The sequence below is a fragment of the uncultured Actinomyces sp. genome, assembly GCF_963526355.1.
GTDB lineage: Bacteria > Actinomycetota > Actinomycetes > Actinomycetales > Actinomycetaceae > Actinomyces.
The window spans coordinates 24,897-40,702 of record NZ_CAUROW010000003.1 but is presented as its reverse complement, the minus strand read 5'-3'; the positions used below and the strand labels follow the sequence as shown (position 1 = coordinate 40,702).

The 15,806-nt window shown below is 67.8% G+C and carries 13 protein-coding genes; 2 read left to right on the top strand and 11 right to left on the bottom strand.

Going from position 1 to position 15,806, the window contains the following annotated elements; genetic code table 11:
- Positions 1-4: 4 nt before the first annotated feature.
- Positions 5-1,159 (bottom strand): AAA family ATPase, encoded by a 1,155-nt coding sequence (locus RWR81_RS01875; protein ID WP_314453577.1) that lies wholly within the window; start codon positions 1,157-1,159, stop codon positions 5-7.
- A gap of 185 nt (positions 1,160-1,344) precedes the next feature.
- On the opposite strand from RWR81_RS01875, the gene RWR81_RS01870 reads away from it, so the two are divergent.
- Positions 1,345-2,640 carry a glutamate-5-semialdehyde dehydrogenase gene (locus RWR81_RS01870; RefSeq protein ID WP_314453574.1) on the top strand — a complete coding sequence of 432 codons (1,296 nt, stop codon included), beginning with the start codon at positions 1,345-1,347 and terminating at the stop codon, positions 2,638-2,640.
- A 148-nt stretch (positions 2,641-2,788) separates the two neighbouring features.
- Positions 2,789-3,304: a ubiquitin carboxyl-hydrolase gene (locus RWR81_RS01865; protein ID WP_314453571.1), complete on the top strand. Its 516-nt coding sequence runs from the start codon at positions 2,789-2,791 to the stop codon at positions 3,302-3,304.
- 54 nt (positions 3,305-3,358) lie between these two features.
- On the opposite strand, the gene RWR81_RS01860 is transcribed toward RWR81_RS01865, so the two are convergent.
- From RWR81_RS01860 to RWR81_RS01815, 10 genes are all read right to left on the bottom strand, one after another.
- Positions 3,359-4,018, bottom strand: a complete 660-nt coding sequence (locus RWR81_RS01860) for a response regulator transcription factor (RefSeq protein WP_314453568.1) — start codon at positions 4,016-4,018, stop codon at positions 3,359-3,361.
- Positions 3,996-5,531 (bottom strand): sensor histidine kinase, encoded by a 1,536-nt coding sequence (locus RWR81_RS01855; RefSeq protein WP_399497822.1) that lies wholly within the window; start codon positions 5,529-5,531, stop codon positions 3,996-3,998. Before RWR81_RS01855 ends, RWR81_RS01860 begins: the two co-directional genes overlap by 23 nt.
- 89 nt (positions 5,532-5,620) lie before the next feature.
- Entirely contained in the window at positions 5,621-6,946 is a 1,326-nt protein-coding gene (locus tag RWR81_RS01850; RefSeq protein ID WP_314453566.1) for a UDP-glucose/GDP-mannose dehydrogenase family protein, read from the bottom strand.
- Positions 6,943-8,040 (bottom strand): phosphotransferase, encoded by a 1,098-nt coding sequence (locus RWR81_RS01845; RefSeq protein WP_314453561.1) that lies wholly within the window; start codon positions 8,038-8,040, stop codon positions 6,943-6,945. Before RWR81_RS01845 ends, RWR81_RS01850 begins: the two co-directional genes overlap by 4 nt.
- A complete protein-coding gene (locus tag RWR81_RS01840; protein ID WP_314453558.1) occupies positions 8,037-9,269 on the bottom strand; it encodes an aminoglycoside phosphotransferase family protein in 1,233 nt (410 codons plus the stop codon). The genes RWR81_RS01845 and RWR81_RS01840 overlap by 4 nt, the downstream gene beginning before the upstream one ends.
- Positions 9,266-11,041 carry an ABC transporter ATP-binding protein gene (locus RWR81_RS01835; RefSeq protein ID WP_314453555.1) on the bottom strand — a complete coding sequence of 592 codons (1,776 nt, stop codon included), beginning with the start codon at positions 11,039-11,041 and terminating at the stop codon, positions 9,266-9,268. Before RWR81_RS01835 ends, RWR81_RS01840 begins: the two co-directional genes overlap by 4 nt.
- A 47-nt stretch (positions 11,042-11,088) precedes the next feature.
- Positions 11,089-12,258 (bottom strand): glycosyltransferase family 4 protein, encoded by a 1,170-nt coding sequence (locus tag RWR81_RS01830; RefSeq protein WP_314453554.1) that lies wholly within the window; start codon positions 12,256-12,258, stop codon positions 11,089-11,091.
- The gene (locus RWR81_RS01825) at positions 12,258-13,565 is read right to left on the bottom strand and encodes a glycosyltransferase (RefSeq protein WP_314453551.1); all 1,308 of its coding nucleotides are present in this window, start codon (positions 13,563-13,565) and stop codon (positions 12,258-12,260) included. The genes RWR81_RS01830 and RWR81_RS01825 overlap by 1 nt, the downstream gene beginning before the upstream one ends.
- Positions 13,562-14,857, bottom strand: a complete 1,296-nt coding sequence (locus RWR81_RS01820) for a glycosyltransferase (protein WP_314453548.1) — start codon at positions 14,855-14,857, stop codon at positions 13,562-13,564. The genes RWR81_RS01825 and RWR81_RS01820 overlap by 4 nt, the downstream gene beginning before the upstream one ends.
- A 109-nt stretch (positions 14,858-14,966) precedes the next feature.
- Complete coding sequence (locus RWR81_RS01815; protein ID WP_314453544.1) at positions 14,967-15,743, bottom strand: DeoR/GlpR family DNA-binding transcription regulator; 777 nt, start codon at positions 15,741-15,743, stop codon at positions 14,967-14,969.
- Positions 15,744-15,806: the final 63 nt, after the last annotated feature.

The window sequence follows — 15,806 nt, the reverse complement described above, 5'->3', positions numbered from 1 at the left end:
ACCTTCAGCGACCTGAAGATTTAACCAATCCCTGTAGTTCTTCTGGGGCTATGAGGCCGTTGATGATATCTGAAACAGGGAGGCCGATTTCAATGCCATCCATTGCATTGTCGAGATTTGAAAGAAGATTGGCGGTCGTTCCGTCGTCAGTCACTTGTAGAACGAGTATCTCCTTCGGGCTGATCCCCTCCTCGTCGAGAAGCTCAGGGGCGTGGGTGGATAAAACGATTTGAAGGTCATTGGAACGCTGTGCCGTGGCGAACATCGAAGGTAGAACCTTGACGATGGCGGAGTTGAGCGACAACTCGGGCTCCTCCAGAAGAAGAACTCCAGCATTGCTGGGTGCCTTGATGATGGTCCAAAGCAAGCCGATAAGCCGTAAGGTCCCGTCAGAGAAATCCGTTTCATACTGCGTTGACGGGGTGGAGCGCCAGTTCCTGTAACCGGCTTTGAGGTGGGGGGCGCCCGAGGGGTCTACCTCAATCTCAAGAGACTTGAACTCGGGGACGGCTGCTTGCAGGGCGCGTTGCATTCGTCTCATCCATGCGTCCCTCGTGCGTTTGGGCGTGGCGTTCATCTGGGCGATGAAGTCTTTTCCGAATGGGTCCTGAGGGGTGGCATTGATTCGCCCCGGATCTCGAATAATTTGAGGAACCAGGTGGAAGTACTGGACCTTGCTGAGGTAGTCTGCTATGTCGCGGAACTCCTGGTTCGCCGCGATCTGTTCGAGGTGCGTTTGCGTGAGGCGCTCTTTATCTGACTTATCCACCGAGTTGGGGCGCTTGAGGATTATCGTCCCATCCTGTTCGACAACCTCTTCGTCGACGATTGGTCGGTTGAGTCCCCCTGATTCTCCCTTGATGGATAATCGGTACCTCCAGGATGTGTCGCCGTCGATGAGGTCGACGTCAATGATGAGCCTTCCTTTTCGGAAGTTTCGGGAAAACAGACTGCGTACCTTGCTGAGGCCGCCTCGGCTGGAAATCGCGCTGGCAAGCCCTCCTCCGGGTGCGGCAACTTCCCTTAGAAAGCGGAAGAGGTCGAGTAGGTTGGACTTTCCGGCAGCGTTGGGGCCGACGATGAATAATCTGCGATCAAGGTTAAAGTCTATTGTCTTAAAGTTCCGCCAGTTGTTCGCAGAAATGTGGGTTATCTTCACGGAAGATTTGCTCCCATCGCATGATTGCTGTCTATAAGGACCCAAGAAGGGTTATTCACAGCCACGACGACCGCTTGCGTTTGCCCAGGTCAGGGACCGCTTGCCTCGCCCTGTGAATAAGCCTCAAGTAGTCTATCTCTTCGGAATCGCTTTTGCTAGATTGTTTTTTCCTCTATGGTGACCCCATGAACGACGTCGACGCCCACGAGCTCGTCACCGCAACCGCCCGCTCAGCCCGTGCGGCGCAACGGAGCCTGGCCAGGGCCCCACGCGCCGTCAAGGATGCCGCCCTGGAGGCCATGGCCCACAGCCTCACCGAGCACGGTGAAGCGATCCTCGCGGCCAACGCCGCCGACCTGGAGCGTGGACGCCGGGCAGGAATGAAGGCCGGCCTCCTCGACCGCCTGGCCCTGGACTCCGACCGCCTGGCCGTCATCGCCGACTCCCTGCACGAGGTGGCCGCCCTGCCCGACCCCGTCGGTCAGGTCGTTGACGGCTCGGTCATGCCCAACGGACTGCGGGTGCGCCGGGTAAGAGTGCCCCTGGGTGTCGTCGGCATGATCTACGAGGCCCGTCCCAACGTCACCGTCGACACCGCCGCCCTGGCCGTCAAGTCCGGCAACGCCATCATCCTGCGCGGCGGCAGCGCCGCCCAGGACTCCAACGCCGCTATCGTGGCCGCCCTGCGCAGCGCCCTGGAGAGGCAGACGCTGCCCGCAGACCTTGTGACGAGCGTCGATGCCGCTGGACGGGACGGAGCCCGGGCCCTCATGCAGGCCCATGGCCTGGTCGATGCCTTGGTGCCGCGAGGCGGGGCCGGGCTCATCCGCACCGTCGTCGAGCAGTCCACCGTGCCTGTCATCGAGACCGGCTCGGGCAACTGCCACGTCTACGTCGACGCCAGCGCCGACCTCCAGTCCGCGGTGGGCATCATCGTCAACGCCAAGACCCAGCGCGTCGGTGTGTGCAATGCCGCTGAGACGCTCCTGGTCCACGCCGACGTTGCCGCGACCTACTTGCCGACCGCGGCCGTGGCCCTGTGGGATAAGGACACAGTCCTGCACGCCGACGCCGTCGCCCACCGGCTTCTGGCCGACGCGGCCTCCCGCAGTGGGCACGAGGCGCTCCTGACCGAGGCCACAGAGACCGACTGGGACACCGAGTACGGGTCGCTGGACCTGGCCGTGCGCGTCGTCGATGATCTTCAAGAGGCCATCGACCACATCCGGGCCCACACCACCGGTCATACCGAGGCGGTTCTCGCCCAGGACGTGAATGTCATCAATGACTTCATCGCGGGCATGGACTCGGCGGCCATCATGGTCAACGCCTCGACCCGCTTCACCGATGGAGGTCAGCTCGGCCTGGGAGCGGAGTTGGGCATCTCCACCCAGAAGCTCCACGCCCGCGGCCCCATGGGCCTGACCGAGCTCACCACGACCACCTGGATCGTCGAGGGCGACGGGCACACCCGGCTTTGAGCCCGCCCTGCGTCCTGCGTGCCGCACCTGTGCCATGATGCGTTATTCGTGTTACCGTCGATAACGGTCCCTGGACCCTGGAGAGGGGCTGAGGACTCAAGGGTGCATGCACCGGTAGTTCAGACAGAGGCAGGCCAGAGGGGGCTGAATGCGGAACCTGATTCGCAGGGTCGGACGCGGCCGTCTCATTGCCACGGCAATTGTGGTCGTCACCTCGGGGCTCCTGGTCGGCATCACCCGCATGGTGTTCTTCCATCACGCCGAGTCCGTGAGTGAACCGGGCATTGTCCTGACCGGAACACCACGGGTCACCTCATCGCAATCCTCCACCTCGGACGCACCGGAGCATGCCTCCGCCTCCGGTGGCGCCGGCAGTACGGAGCACAACGTTGGCAGTGATGCTCACCAGGATGTGCACGACGCTGCGACGGACTCGTCGGTGCCCTCGGGGCAGGGCCACGTGCCTCAGGCAGTGGACCCCGATCCGCCGGTCGCCGTCGACCACGGAGTCCGTCAGCCCGTGCCTTCCATTCCGAGCGCCCCGGCCGTTGCCGGGCAACAAGGTGGCCACGACTCCGATGCCGACGACGATGACGATGACAAGAAGCTCGTCAGAACCGGTTCCGGTGACAGTGATGGTGACAACGACATCGACGACGACTGACACGGTCGTCTCCTCACTCAGGGGACACGGGTGCCGGCAGTCAGGGGCCCGGGGTCAGACGAGGCGGTAGCCCATGCCGCGCACCGTCTCCACCCGGTTTTTACCGAGTTTGGTGCGCAGGTAGGAGATATAGACCTCTACCACGTTGGATCCCGGATCGAAGTCCAGCCCCCACACGGCGCCCAGGAGCTGCTCACGGCTGAGGACCTGACCGGGGTGGCGCATGAAGGTCTCAGCCAGTGCGAACTCCCGTGCGGAGAGCTTCACCGTGCGGCCCTCCAGCGTCAGGCCACGGGTGCGCAGGTCCAGGACCATGTCGCGGTGGGTCAGTTGCATCTGGTCGGTTCCCGTGACCTCCGGGCGCAACCGAACCCGAATACGGGCCAGGAGCTCCTCGAAGGAGAAGGGCTTGGGCATGTAGTCGTCGGCCCCGCCCTCGAGACCGGCGACGCGGTCGGCCACCGAGGAGCGCGCTGTCAGCATGATGACTGGGGTCACCACGCCCTGGCCACGCAGTTGCTGGAGCACTTCGAAACCATCAATGTCGGGTAGGCCCACGTCCAGGATGATGAGGTCGAAGCTCTCCTGGACCGCGAGCGCCACGGCCTCCAGACCTGCGGCGGTAGTGTGTGTGGCGAACCCGGCCGCCTTGAGACCCTTGGCGAGGAAGGCGACGATCCGGGGCTCGTCCTCAACGATCAGGATCCTGCTCATTCCGGATCACTCCTTGGCTGTTGTGCAGGGCGTGTGACACAGGTGGGTCCGGGGCGTCCTCCTCTAAGGAGGGTGCTGGGGCTGCGGGGTTCAGAGGGATTCTCATGGTGAGTACCGATCCCTCATCTACCTGGGAGCGTATGTCCAGCTCTCCGCCGTGCGCTGTGACGATTGTCTCCACAATACTCAGGCCCAGCCCCGTTCCCGAGGCCAGTTCCTGGGCGCCGGCGGTGCGCTTGAACCGTTGACGCACCAGGTCGATCTCCTCAGGGGCGATGCCGATGCCCTCGTCGCCCACCCACATCAGCAGATGGCCGTCCCTGATTGCTGAGCCCAGTGAGACAGTACTGCAGTGCTCGGAGTACTTCACGGCATTGGCCACCAGCTGGAGCCAGGCCTGGGTGATCCGGGTAGGGTCGAGCATGGCACGGGTGAAGGCGACCGACTCCAGTTTCCAACGGTGCTCGCCCAGGGCGAGGGACTTGTCGAAGACCAGTTCGGTGAGCTCGGCGACGTCGGTGTCCACCGGGGTGATGAAGTCGTTCTGGGAGCTTTTGGCCAGCAGGATCAGGTCGTCCACGAGCATTCCCATCCGGTCGAGCTCGTCGATGGCCAGTACCTGGGTTTGGCGTACGTCCTCGGGGTCGCTTGGATCAGTGAGCTCGATATGCCCACGGACCACGGCGATCGGGGTGCGCAGTTCGTGGCCGACGTCGTCGAGCAGGTTGCGCTGCGCCTCCACCGAGGTCTGGACGCGGTCCAGCATCCGGTTGACGGCCGCGGCCAGGGCGGTCAGATCGTCTCGGCCCTTGACCGGAACCCGGGTGGTCAGGTCATCCTCGCCGATGGACTCGGTAGCGCGCCGCAGTTGCTCGATGGGGCGCAGGAGCCGCTCGACGGCGAACCAGGCCAGGCCGGTCACCAGGGCGACGGTGAAGACGGCCGCCGCGGCATAGAAGGTCATGGTGCGATGAAGCTGGGACTCGGCGACCTTGAGGTCGATGACCTGTACGAGGGCGCCGTGCTGGGAGCCGTCCTGCACCGGGACGACGAGGACCCGGTAGCTCGATGAGGAGGTGCGCACCGTCTCGATGACCGACTCCGAGGCGGCGGCCTGGGAGGTCACCTGTGTGAGCAGTTCAGCGTCCTCCTCCGGGCGGAAGGAGACGTTGTCCGAGGACACCCAGGTCAGTTCCGTGCTGGCGTCGGTGCCCACGAAGCCGAGTTCGGCCTCCCCGGGTCCTTCCACGGTGCGCTGGATGTGGGTGCGAAGAATCGCTGAGACATCCTCCAAGGGCTGGCCGCTGGAGGGATCCGTACCGTCCGCGGCCAGCTCGCGGATCCGGTCTCGGCTGTGCTCGAGCCGGTTCGTGGCGTCGGCCGACACACTCGAGTGCCCCAGCGCCCACACGATCGCCCCGCAGGTGACCAGTGCGATGCCCGCGACCAGCACGATCGCCCACATGACGCGGGTACCGATGGTGACGGTACGAGTGGGCATCAGTGAGGTCACGTCGCCATTGTGCCCTGCTTGATCAGGTTGTGCGGGACAGGGCCCCGCTCGGTAACGTCGAGCTTGGGCGGAGCCGATGTCGGTGAGACTCAGCGTCCCACCCCCGCGTAGGTCCACCCGGCCTCACGCCAGGCCACCGGGTCCAGGGCGTTACGTCCGTCGATGATGACGCGCTCGGCGACGCCGGCGGCGGCATCAGCGGGGTCGAGGGCAACGAACTGGTCCCACTCGGTCAGCAGCAGGACGAGCTCGGCGCCCTTGAGCGCGGTGCGAGGATCCTCCTCCACAGTGAGATGGGGGTGGGAACGGGCCACGACGGGCAGGGCCTGCGGGTCGCAGACGGTCACCTCCGCATCGAGGCCTGCCAGGCGGGAGGCGATGTCCAGGGCGGGGGAGTCGCGCACGTCGTCGCTCAAAGGCTTGAAAGCGGCCCCTAGGATGGTGATCGATCTACCGGACAGGTCACCGCCCACGTGGGTGCGGGCCAGTTCGACGATCCGGTCGCGCTGTTCGCGGTTGATGGAGTCGACCTGCCCCAGCAGGTCCGCCAGGTGCATGGCGCCGTGCAGGTGTGCGCTGGCCTGCAGTGCCCGGATGTCCTTGGGCAGACAGCCTCCGCCGAATCCCACCCCGGCCTGGAGGAAGCGCCTGCCGATGCGCGGGTCGTGGCCGATGGCGTCGGCCAGGACGGTGACGTCGGCCCCGGCCGTGTCGCACAGGTGGGCCATGGCGTTGATGAAGCTGATTTTAGTGGCCAGGAAGGAGTTCGCCGCGGTCTTGACCAGCTCGGCGGTGGCGTAGTCGGTGACGATCCGGGGGATGCCCTCCTCCAGCAGGGGCTGGTAGACGGTGTCGAGAGCGGCCTGGGCCTCCTGGGCGTCGCGGGAGTCGGCGGGCACTCCGTAGACGATTCGGTCGGGGTGGAGGGTGTCGGCCACGGCGAAGCCCTCGCGCAGGAACTCGGGGTTCCACAGCACCAGGGCGCGACCGGCCAGGCGCTCGGCCACCTGCTGGGCGGTGCCTACTGGCACGGTCGACTTTCCCACCACGAGGCTGCGCCCGTCCTCGGGCAGGGTGTCGTGAAGCATGCCGACCACGCTCCACAGTTGGCTCAGGTCGGCCTCCCCTCCAGTGGCCGACTGCGGCGTGCCCACGGCGATGAAGTGGACGTCGGCCTCGGCCAGTTCAGCAAGTGTCGGCGTCGAGGTGAAGCGCAGGTCGCCCTGCTGGGCGCCGGAGATCAGCAGTTCGGGCAGGCCAGGCTCGTAGAAGGGGGCGCGGCCCCGGGAGAGGGCCTCGACCTGCTCGGACCGGGTGTCGATCCCCAGGACGTGGTGTCCCAGGTGAGCCATGGCGGCGGCGTGGACGGCGCCGAGGTATCCGCAACCGATGACACTGATCTTGAGGGGGTTCATGAGTGGTTCCAATCGTTCGTGAGGTCGAGGGGAGCGGAAGGCGAGGCGTGCTCAAGGCAGTGGCGCACCCAGGTGGGCAACCACTGGTGGGCTGCGGGTCGGAAGGCGTGGACGAAGACGAGTCGCAGCGCCGATGAGCGGTAGTAGGTCTCCAGGCGCTCCACCGTCATGGGCAGCGTGCGGGCCAGGTCGTCGAGCAGCCCGCGGACCTGTGCGTGGGCCTCGGGGCCGAGCCGGCCCCGCACCGCCATGAGGTCCGCGTGGGCCCAGAGGTTGCCCAGGTCGAGGGCTGCCTCCGCCATGGCCGCCGTGTCCAGGTCGAGCAGCGACAGGTCTCTCCCGTCCCACAGGAGCTGACCGTCGTGGAGGTCACGGTGGGCGATGATGGGCGTCTCGTTGTCCTCCCGCAGGCTCAGACAGGTGCCCGCCACCTGTTCGCGCAGCAGCTCCGGTTGGTGGATAACGCCGTAGCGGCGGGCGGAGGTGAACCAGCGGTGCAGCACCTCGATCTCCTGATGCGGTCCGTAGACGGGCAGGTCCGCCTCGGCGCGGGCCAGGTGTGCCCAGGAGTCTGTGAGCCGCTGCCACCCGGGCAGGCCGGCATCGCCGAGCTCATCGAGGCTGCGGCCGGGCAGCAGCTCGAGGTCGACGACGTCATCCTCGCTGTCCAGGATCCTGGGGGTGCGCAGGCCGGTGACTCGCAGTACCGAGGCGGCGCTCGTGTGCGCCCGCACCAGGGAGGCGGCTCTGTGGGGCCGTACCACCTTGCGAACCCGGGAGTCGTCCATCACCACGGCGCGGCGGCCGGCGCGGTGGACGACGAGCGCCCCGGTCAGGCGCGCGGACAGGGCAGGAAGGGCCGGGTCGGTGGCATAGGGCAGCAGGTCGGGAGCCGCTCCGGCGGTGACGTGACCGGCGCGCAGACGGCCTTCGCCGTCGACGCACTCGATACTCGCACTCGTGGAGTCCGAGCCCCGGTGCCCGGGCCAGGCGCGGCGCAGCCCCGGGATCGCGCGCAGTGTGCTCAGCATGCCGGTCACCTCTGGCTTCTGTGTCGTCTCAGTCATCCGTGTCGCAGTCGCGGCTTCTGTCATGCCCAGGTGGTCTCCTTCTCGGGTGACCGGGCGATGCCCTCAATGACGTCCAGCTCCGCTCCGATGCGCTCACGCCAGAACGGATCGGCCCGGCGCAGAGGATCGGCCAGCCGCGCCAGGCGCGAGTGGGCGACCGCCACCCCCAGATGCTCGGCGCCGGGCACAGGTCGGTGCTCGGCGTAGCCCTCCAGCAGGGCGCGCCCCTGGAAGGCCGGGGCCACCGCGAGGTAGGAGCCCAGGTCGGTGACTGCCGGAGCCAGGCGCACCCGGTCGAAGTCGGTCAGCCAGATGCGCCCGGAGGAGCGCTCGTACAGCACCTGGTCGGGGGAGGCGTCGCCGTGAGCGAGGACCGGTTCTCCCGACATCCGGGTGGGCAGCATGCATCCCACCGCCCGCACACGGAGGGCCAGCTCGGGGTCCAGGGCATCGAGCTGACGGGCATGGACCTCGGCCAGGTCCCGAGCATCGGGATGCCGGTGAGGCAGCCGGTCGACGAGCTCCGGATTCAGTGCACCCACGCAGGAGTGCAGCTCGGCCAGCAGCGCCCCCACGCGCCGCGTGGCACCGATGGCGGGCTCGGAGACGACCTCGGACGTGGTCTGCTCAGCGGTCCGGTCCTCGAAGAGCTCGGTCAGGTTCGTGTCGCCGCACCACTGCTGGATGCTGACATGTCCCTCACACCGGGTCACGGCCTTGGAGTCGAGCAGACGCGGGACCGGGAGGAGCTCGGCCAGGGCGCGATGGACGTCGTCGGCCGGGCCGCCGGGCCGAGTACGTATCCGCAGCACCGTGGAGCCATCTCGCAGCACGAGACGCCGGGAGGGGTTGTAGCGCAGGACGTCCTCGGCCTTCCAGGACCCCAGCACCCCCTGGCGGACGGCGCCGGCCATCGGCTCGGCCAGCTTGGGATCGGTGCGAACCGGACCACTCTGCACCAGCAGGTCCCCGTCTACGGCCCGGGTGACAGGAGCCTGGTCGAGTCCCAAGGATGTGGCCAGGCGCTCGGCCTGGGCGGCCTTGGAGTGGGAGACCGGCCAGAGCAGCCGCGCCCACCCGGACGTGAGCCCGGTGGAGCGCTCCGTCAAGGACACCAGGACCGAGACGCTCGGCTTGATGCGCAGCCGGCCTGCCCGCACTGGTTGGTCGAGGAGCTCACTGAGCCGGTCGGCGTCGAGCAGCGTGGAGACGGCGTCGGCCGTGGTCGCAGTGGGGATCGTTGACAGGTTCACGATCCGCTCCCCTCTAGGGCGAAGGAGCCGGACAGATGGCTGTTCGCCCACCGGCGGAACTCGACTGAGGTGTCCAGGAGCCGCTGTGGGCTGCCCTCCAGTAGGATCCGCCCGTCCTGGATCCACACCACTCGGTCGGCGCGCATCGCGGCCTGGGGGTCGTGAGTGACCGTCAGCGTTGTGCGTCCGGTCACCAGCTCGTCGATCGCCTCGAGCACAGTCGATGTCGAGGCGGGGTCCAGTCCGGTGGTCGCCTCGTCCAGGATGATGATCGGCGAGTCCCGCAGCAGCGCCCGGGCGATGGCGATGCGCTGACGTTGGCCCCCGGAGAGGGTGCCGCCCCGTTCTCCCACGGGCGTGTCGTACCCGTCGGGCATCTGGGTGATGAAGTCATGGGCGTGGGCGGCGCACGCGGCCGCCTCGACCTCCTCATCGGTGGCGTCGGGCCGTCCCAGACGGATGTTCTCGCGGATCGTGCCGGTCAGCAGCACTGCCTCCTGGTGCAGGACCGAGACCTGAGAGCGCAGGAACCTCAGGTCCAGGTCCTCGAGGCTGTAACCGTCGAGACTGACCGTCCCCGACGTCGGATCCAGGGCTCGCACCACCAGTGAGACCAGGGTGGACTTGCCCGAGCCCGATGGTCCCACGAGTGCCACGTGCTCACCGGAAACCACTGTCAGGCTCACGCCGTGGAGCACCGGGCGGCCCTCGTAGGCGGCGTGCACGTGATCGAAGTGGACCATGCCATGGACGCGGTCCAGGACAGTGGCATCGTGCGGGGAGACGATCTCGGGTTCGACCGCCATGAGGTCGGCGACCCGCTCGCCCGAGGCCGCTGCCCGAGCGATGCGGCCGGTGTACTTGGCCATGTCCCGAAGCGGCTTCATGGTGGTGCGAAGGTAGGTCGTGAAGAGCACCAGGTCACCGGGGGACATCGCGCCGCTCAGAACCCGGATGCCCCCGCCGACCATGACCACGGCGGTGGCCATGCCGACGATGACGTCCGTGGAGCGCTCAAGGCGCGCGGCGATGCGGCGCGAACGCACCCCCTCGCTCAGCGAGACGGTGTTGGCGCCCGTGAAGCGCTCGTGCAGCAGGGGCTCCAGACCGTAGGCCTGGACCACCTTGATGGCGCCGAGGGCCTCCTGGGCGGTGTTGGCCAGGTTCCCCTCGGACTTGCGGCTGCGCAAGGAGGCCGCGGAGATCCGCCGAGAGTTGCCGGAGGAGGCGATCGCGAAGGCCACCACCGCCATGACCACGACCACTGCCAGCAGCGGGTCCAGGAACACCATGACCACGACCATGACCAGCAGGGTCAAGGTGTTGGCGGCCATCGGTAGGCCGGCGGTGACGGCCACCTCCTGCATGCGGTTGACGTCGGCGATGAGGCGCTGAACCGTGTCCGCGCTGCGGTTGCGGGCGTGGAACTGCTGGGAGAGTCCCTGGACGTGGTGGAAGGCCCGGCTGCGCAGGGAGGCCGCCGTGCGTGAGCCGACCAGGGCGAAGGCCACGGTGGCCAGGTAGTTGCACCCCGCTCGACCGGCCACGAGCACCAGGAGGACCACGCCCAGCCCCACCAAGGAGGAGGTCGTGGCGGGTGCGCTGCCCGTGTGCCGGCCCATCGAGGCCACCAACGAGTCGATGACGATCTTCAGGGGCCAGGGCTCCAGCACCCGGAAGGCCACCTCCGCCAGAAGCACCAGCGTGCCTCCGGCCATGAGACGCCACTGCGGCGCGGCGTCGGGCCCCACCAGGCGCAGGGTCTGACGCATGGGGGAGTGCTGAGCCCGAGCCGCGCGCCGAATCACAGGCACGCCCATTACCGCTCACCACTCTGAGCGAGGCCGGCCAGCTCCAGGACCCGGGTGACGGTCCGACGCCAGGAGTGGCGCTGCTCGGCCAGAAGACGCCCGCTGCTGCCCATGCGGGAGCGCCGGTCCGCACATGCCGCCAGGTCATCCAGGGCCGCGGCCAGGGCCGTGGGGTCCGAGGGGGCCACGAGCACACCGTGCCGGCCAGAGCCGTCCTCAAGCAGCTGGGGGACCTGTCCGACGTTGGAGGCCACGACCGCGAGCCCCGCGGCCAGGTACTCCAGAACCTTCATGGGGGAGAAGTACTGCTGCTCGCCCCCACCCAGGTCCGGGTAAGGAGCCACCCCGATCGCCGAGCCCGCTACGTGGGCGGGAACGTCCTGCGGCGCGACCGCCCCACGGAAGTCCACATCCACCCCCAGGCGCCCGGCCTGGGCGCGCAGCGAGTCCATCTCGGGGCCGTCCCCGATGATCCGCAGGCTCCAGCTCTGGCGCGCCAGGGCCGCAGCCGTGATGAGGTCGGCCACTCCGTGCCAGGGCTTGAGGGTCCCCACGAAGGTGACGACCACTCGGTCCGGGTCCTCCGGCTGGGGCTGAATGCGGCGCACACTCACACCGTTGGGAACCGTATGGACCCGGCTCGCGACGTCGTTCGCATCCGGAAGATCGGCGGTGCGGCGACGCACCCAGTCGGCCACCGGGTCCGAGACGCACACCGTGGCCCGGGCGGCCGCCACCTGACGGCGCAGCACCTGCGCCGCACCGGAGGCGTCCACCAGCGAGCGGTGACGACGCTGCTCATCGATCAACGGAGCATTGACCTCCAGGATCCCCAGCACTCCAGTGGCAGCCGTGATGTCAGCCAGCGCCATGGAGAACAGGGAGTAGCGCTCGTAGACCAGGTCGGCGCCGTCGGCGATCACCCGGGAGACGATCCGCTCCGCGGCGCGCGCCTGCGCCTGCTCCCGCTCGGCGGGCTCGACGTCGGCCACGGCCTCCAGCCGCAGCTCGAGGTCGGTGAGGTCGTCGGGAACATGTTTTCCGGATCGTACGGCGTACAGGGTCACCTCGTGGCCGATGGACCGCAGCTCGCGGACGACCTCCTGGATGTGTACCGAGGCGCCCTTGGTCCCGAACACCGGGATACCCGGGTCGCAGCAGATGTAGGCGATCCGCATCAGGCGACTCCCTCCTCATCGGTCGGGTGCATGGTGGGAGTGGCGGGAGCGGTGCGGGGGCCTGACTGCCAGACGGACAGGACCTCGGCCTGGGCTCGGGAGTCGAAGTGCTCCTCGATGAGCCTGCGCGCCCCACGTGACAAGGACACGGTGTCGACCTCGCCCAGCGCGATCCCGCGCAGGGCCACCGCCAGCTCGGCGGGGTCCCCGGGCGGCAGCAGGAGCCCGGTGACGCCGTCGCGAACCACCTCCGGCAGCCCCGAGACCGCGGTGGCCACCACCGGCGTCCCGCAGGCCATCGCCTCCAGGATCACCGTGGGCAGACCATCGATGTTGCCGTCGGCCGCCTCGATGCAGGGCGCCGCGAACACGTCCGAGTGCGCCAACAGATCACGCACCTCCGCCTGTGTGAGCGGACCCAGCAGACGGACCCTGCCTGCCAGCCCCAGACGGTCGATCTGCGCGGTCAGGCGCTCGCGCTCCTCACCGTCGCCGGCCAGCTCCACCTCGACGTCAACGCCGGAGCTGATCAGGATCCGCACCGCCTCGATCAGGTCGGCGAAGCCCTTCTTAGGCACCAGGCGGCCCACGGCGCACACCCGAAGCGCTCCGGTCCTCCCGGAGGCCACCGGCTGTGGAGCCCGATAGGAGAAGCGGTCCAGCTCGATGGCGTTGTAGCGCAGCGACACCGTGGCCCCTGTACCCGCTAAGACCTTGTTCAGGTGCGCCTCGTTGTAGCGACTGATGGCGATGACTCGCTGCGCGTCGGCACAGATCCGGCGCAGCCACACGGGGTCCACCGACTCATGGAAGATGTCCTTGGCGTGGGTGGTCACGGTGTAGGGGATGCCGGTCAGGGCCGAGGCGATCCATGCGACCCGGCCCGCCAGGGACGCGAAGTGCGCGTGCAGGTGGGTGATGGAGTCCCTGCGTGCCTGACGTGCCAGCTCCACGCCCTGAGCCACCTCGTCACCGGGAAGGTCAGCCAGTACCGGCATGATGGCGGCGAAGCGCTCGCGGTCGTCCTGGCGGGTCAGACCGTCGGTGAGCCGGCTCCACATGTCGATGGCCCGTACCGGCCGGCCCACCCAGTTGACCCGGGCGGCCACCCGGGCGATCTCGGGGTGGAAGCGCGAGTCCGTGGTGGGGCGCAGCGCGTAGATGCTCAGGTCCTCGCCCTGGGCCTCGCGGGCGAGGATCTCGGTGACGATGAAGGTCTCCGAGAAGCGCGGGTAGACCTTGAGGACGTATCCGATGCGGGCGCCGTTCTGATGACTGTCTTGCCGGTGATCGGTTGCGGGACTCATGCGGGGATCTCCATCCTGGTGAGGCCGGTGGCGTGGCTGGTGAGATGAGTGAGGCGGGTGTCGAGGATGTTGTCCCGATTGCCGAGGAGTTCGGCTGCGAGCAGGGGAACGGTTTCCAGACCGTCCAGGCACAGACGACGTCGCCCTGCCAGCTGGCTGTGAGTGCCGGTGTCCTGGTCGCTCAGCAGTTCGGTAAGCCAGTTCTCGAGTGCCGCAGTACTCAGGTCCGTGACTCTCAGGAGGTCGCTGGCGCCCGCGTCCTTCAGGGCTGTGGCCCGGATGAGCTGCTCGAGGCGAGGTGTCTCACGGGGGACGAGGAGAGCCGGGGTGTCGGAGGCGAGGATCTCGCTGACCGTGTTGTATCCGGCCATGGAGATGACCGCTGCGGCCTGCTGGATGTGGTGGCTCATCCCCGGCCAGGACCGGCGCACGATGGTGTGGGGGCCGGCCGCCTGAGCGACCTGGTGGAACCGGGCGGCGTCGAGCTGAGGGCCGGTGACCACGACGTGCCGGTACCCGTCGGGGATACGCACCGCGGCCGCGGCACGCAGCAGGTTGACACCGTCGGAGCCGCCACCGGCGGTGGTCAGGATGAAGGCGCCGGTGGCCTCGGCGTTACCGGCCAGGGCTTCTGACGCCTCGGAGCCGTGAGCGTTTTCTGTGATATCGCGGCCGTGGGCGAGGTAGCCGGTGTAGCGCATCCGCTCCTCCAACGCCGTCGGAGCCTCGCCAGTAGCGCTCAGGTCATGGACCGAGGCGTCTCCGTAGACCCAGACCTCGTCAATGAGCCGGCGCAGTGTGTCCGCCTCGCCGAGCTCGGCCCACTCGCGCTGCACTGACGTGGGCGTGTCCAGGACCTCGCGCAGACCGAGCACCACGCGCGCGCCGGGGCTCGCCTGGCGCAGATGCGCCAGAGGCTCGCGCAGTTCCTGGTGCACCCCATAGGGGTGACGGTCGATGATGAGCAGGTCCGGGGTGAAGGTCGCCAGGACACCGGACAGCAGGGCGCTGCGGACCAGACCCAGGTCCTCACGGGTGATGCGCAGCCGCTGGGGCAGGTAGACGCCCCCGGTCTTCTTGACCCCCGGCAGCACCAGCCAATCGAAACCTTCCGGAGGCCGGTGCTCCTGTCCCGGAGCCAGCCCGGTGATGACCAAGCCGGTGATGTCGCGGCCGGTGAGCCCCGGCAGTGTCCGGGCCAGGTGATGGGCCAGAGCGAGGTTGCGGCGAAGGTGTCCCAGCCCCTTGGCGTCGTGGCTGTAGAGCGCCACTCGTAGGGGAGCGGTTGTCATGTCGTCCCTCCTCCTGGTATCGGTTCTGAATCGCTTGAGAACGAGCCTGACCGGTCAGGAGAAGATGACGATTAGGGAGGGATGAGAGAACTCTCAGGTTTCTCGGAGACTAAACCGTCCTCACCTCGGTATCCGCCCGACGCAGGGCATCGACCTGGTCGGCGGGGGCACCGTCGTCGGTGATGACCACGTCGATCGAGGCGGTGGGGCAGATGAGGGCGAAGGCGGTCGAGCCGAGCTTGGAGCTGTCGCACACGACGACGACACGTTGGGCCGCCTCGACCAGGGCGGCATTGACTGCGGCCTCGCCGTCGTGCTGGGCGTAGGCACCCCTCTCGTCAAGGCCCTCGACGCCCAGGAAGAGCGTACCCACGCTGATCGAGGGCAGGATGAGTTCGGCCAGTGGCCCGGTGAGCTCGAAGGACCTGTCCCGCGCGACACCTCCGGTGACGACGACGCGTACGCACTGGCGCACGGTCATCTCACTGGCGATGTTGACGGCGTTGGTGACCAGGGTGACGGGCATGTCTGGATCGGTGAGGTCCGGCAGGAGCACGATCTCCCGAGCGACCTCGGTGGTGGTGGTGCCGCCGTTGAGACCGATGGAGTCGCCTGGGTGCACCATGGCCGCCGCGGCCTTGGCGATCCGGGTCTTCTCATCGGCCATCTTCGAGGAGCGGTAGCGTAGAGGCAGTTCCGTGGAGGTGGGGTTGGCGATGGCTCCGCCGCGGGTGCGGGTGACTAGCTGCTGGTCCGCCAAGTGGTCGAGGTCGCGCCGCGCGGTGGCGGCCGAGACGCCGAGACGGGCAATGACGTCGTCAATGTGGACGCTGCCCTCGTCCATCACGATGTCGAGGATGGCCGAATGGCGATCATGCCGAGACATCTCGATCCTCCTGGAACTCAAGGGGTGGCCCGGGTCGGGGGAATGGGGCTGGGACGCACCGGA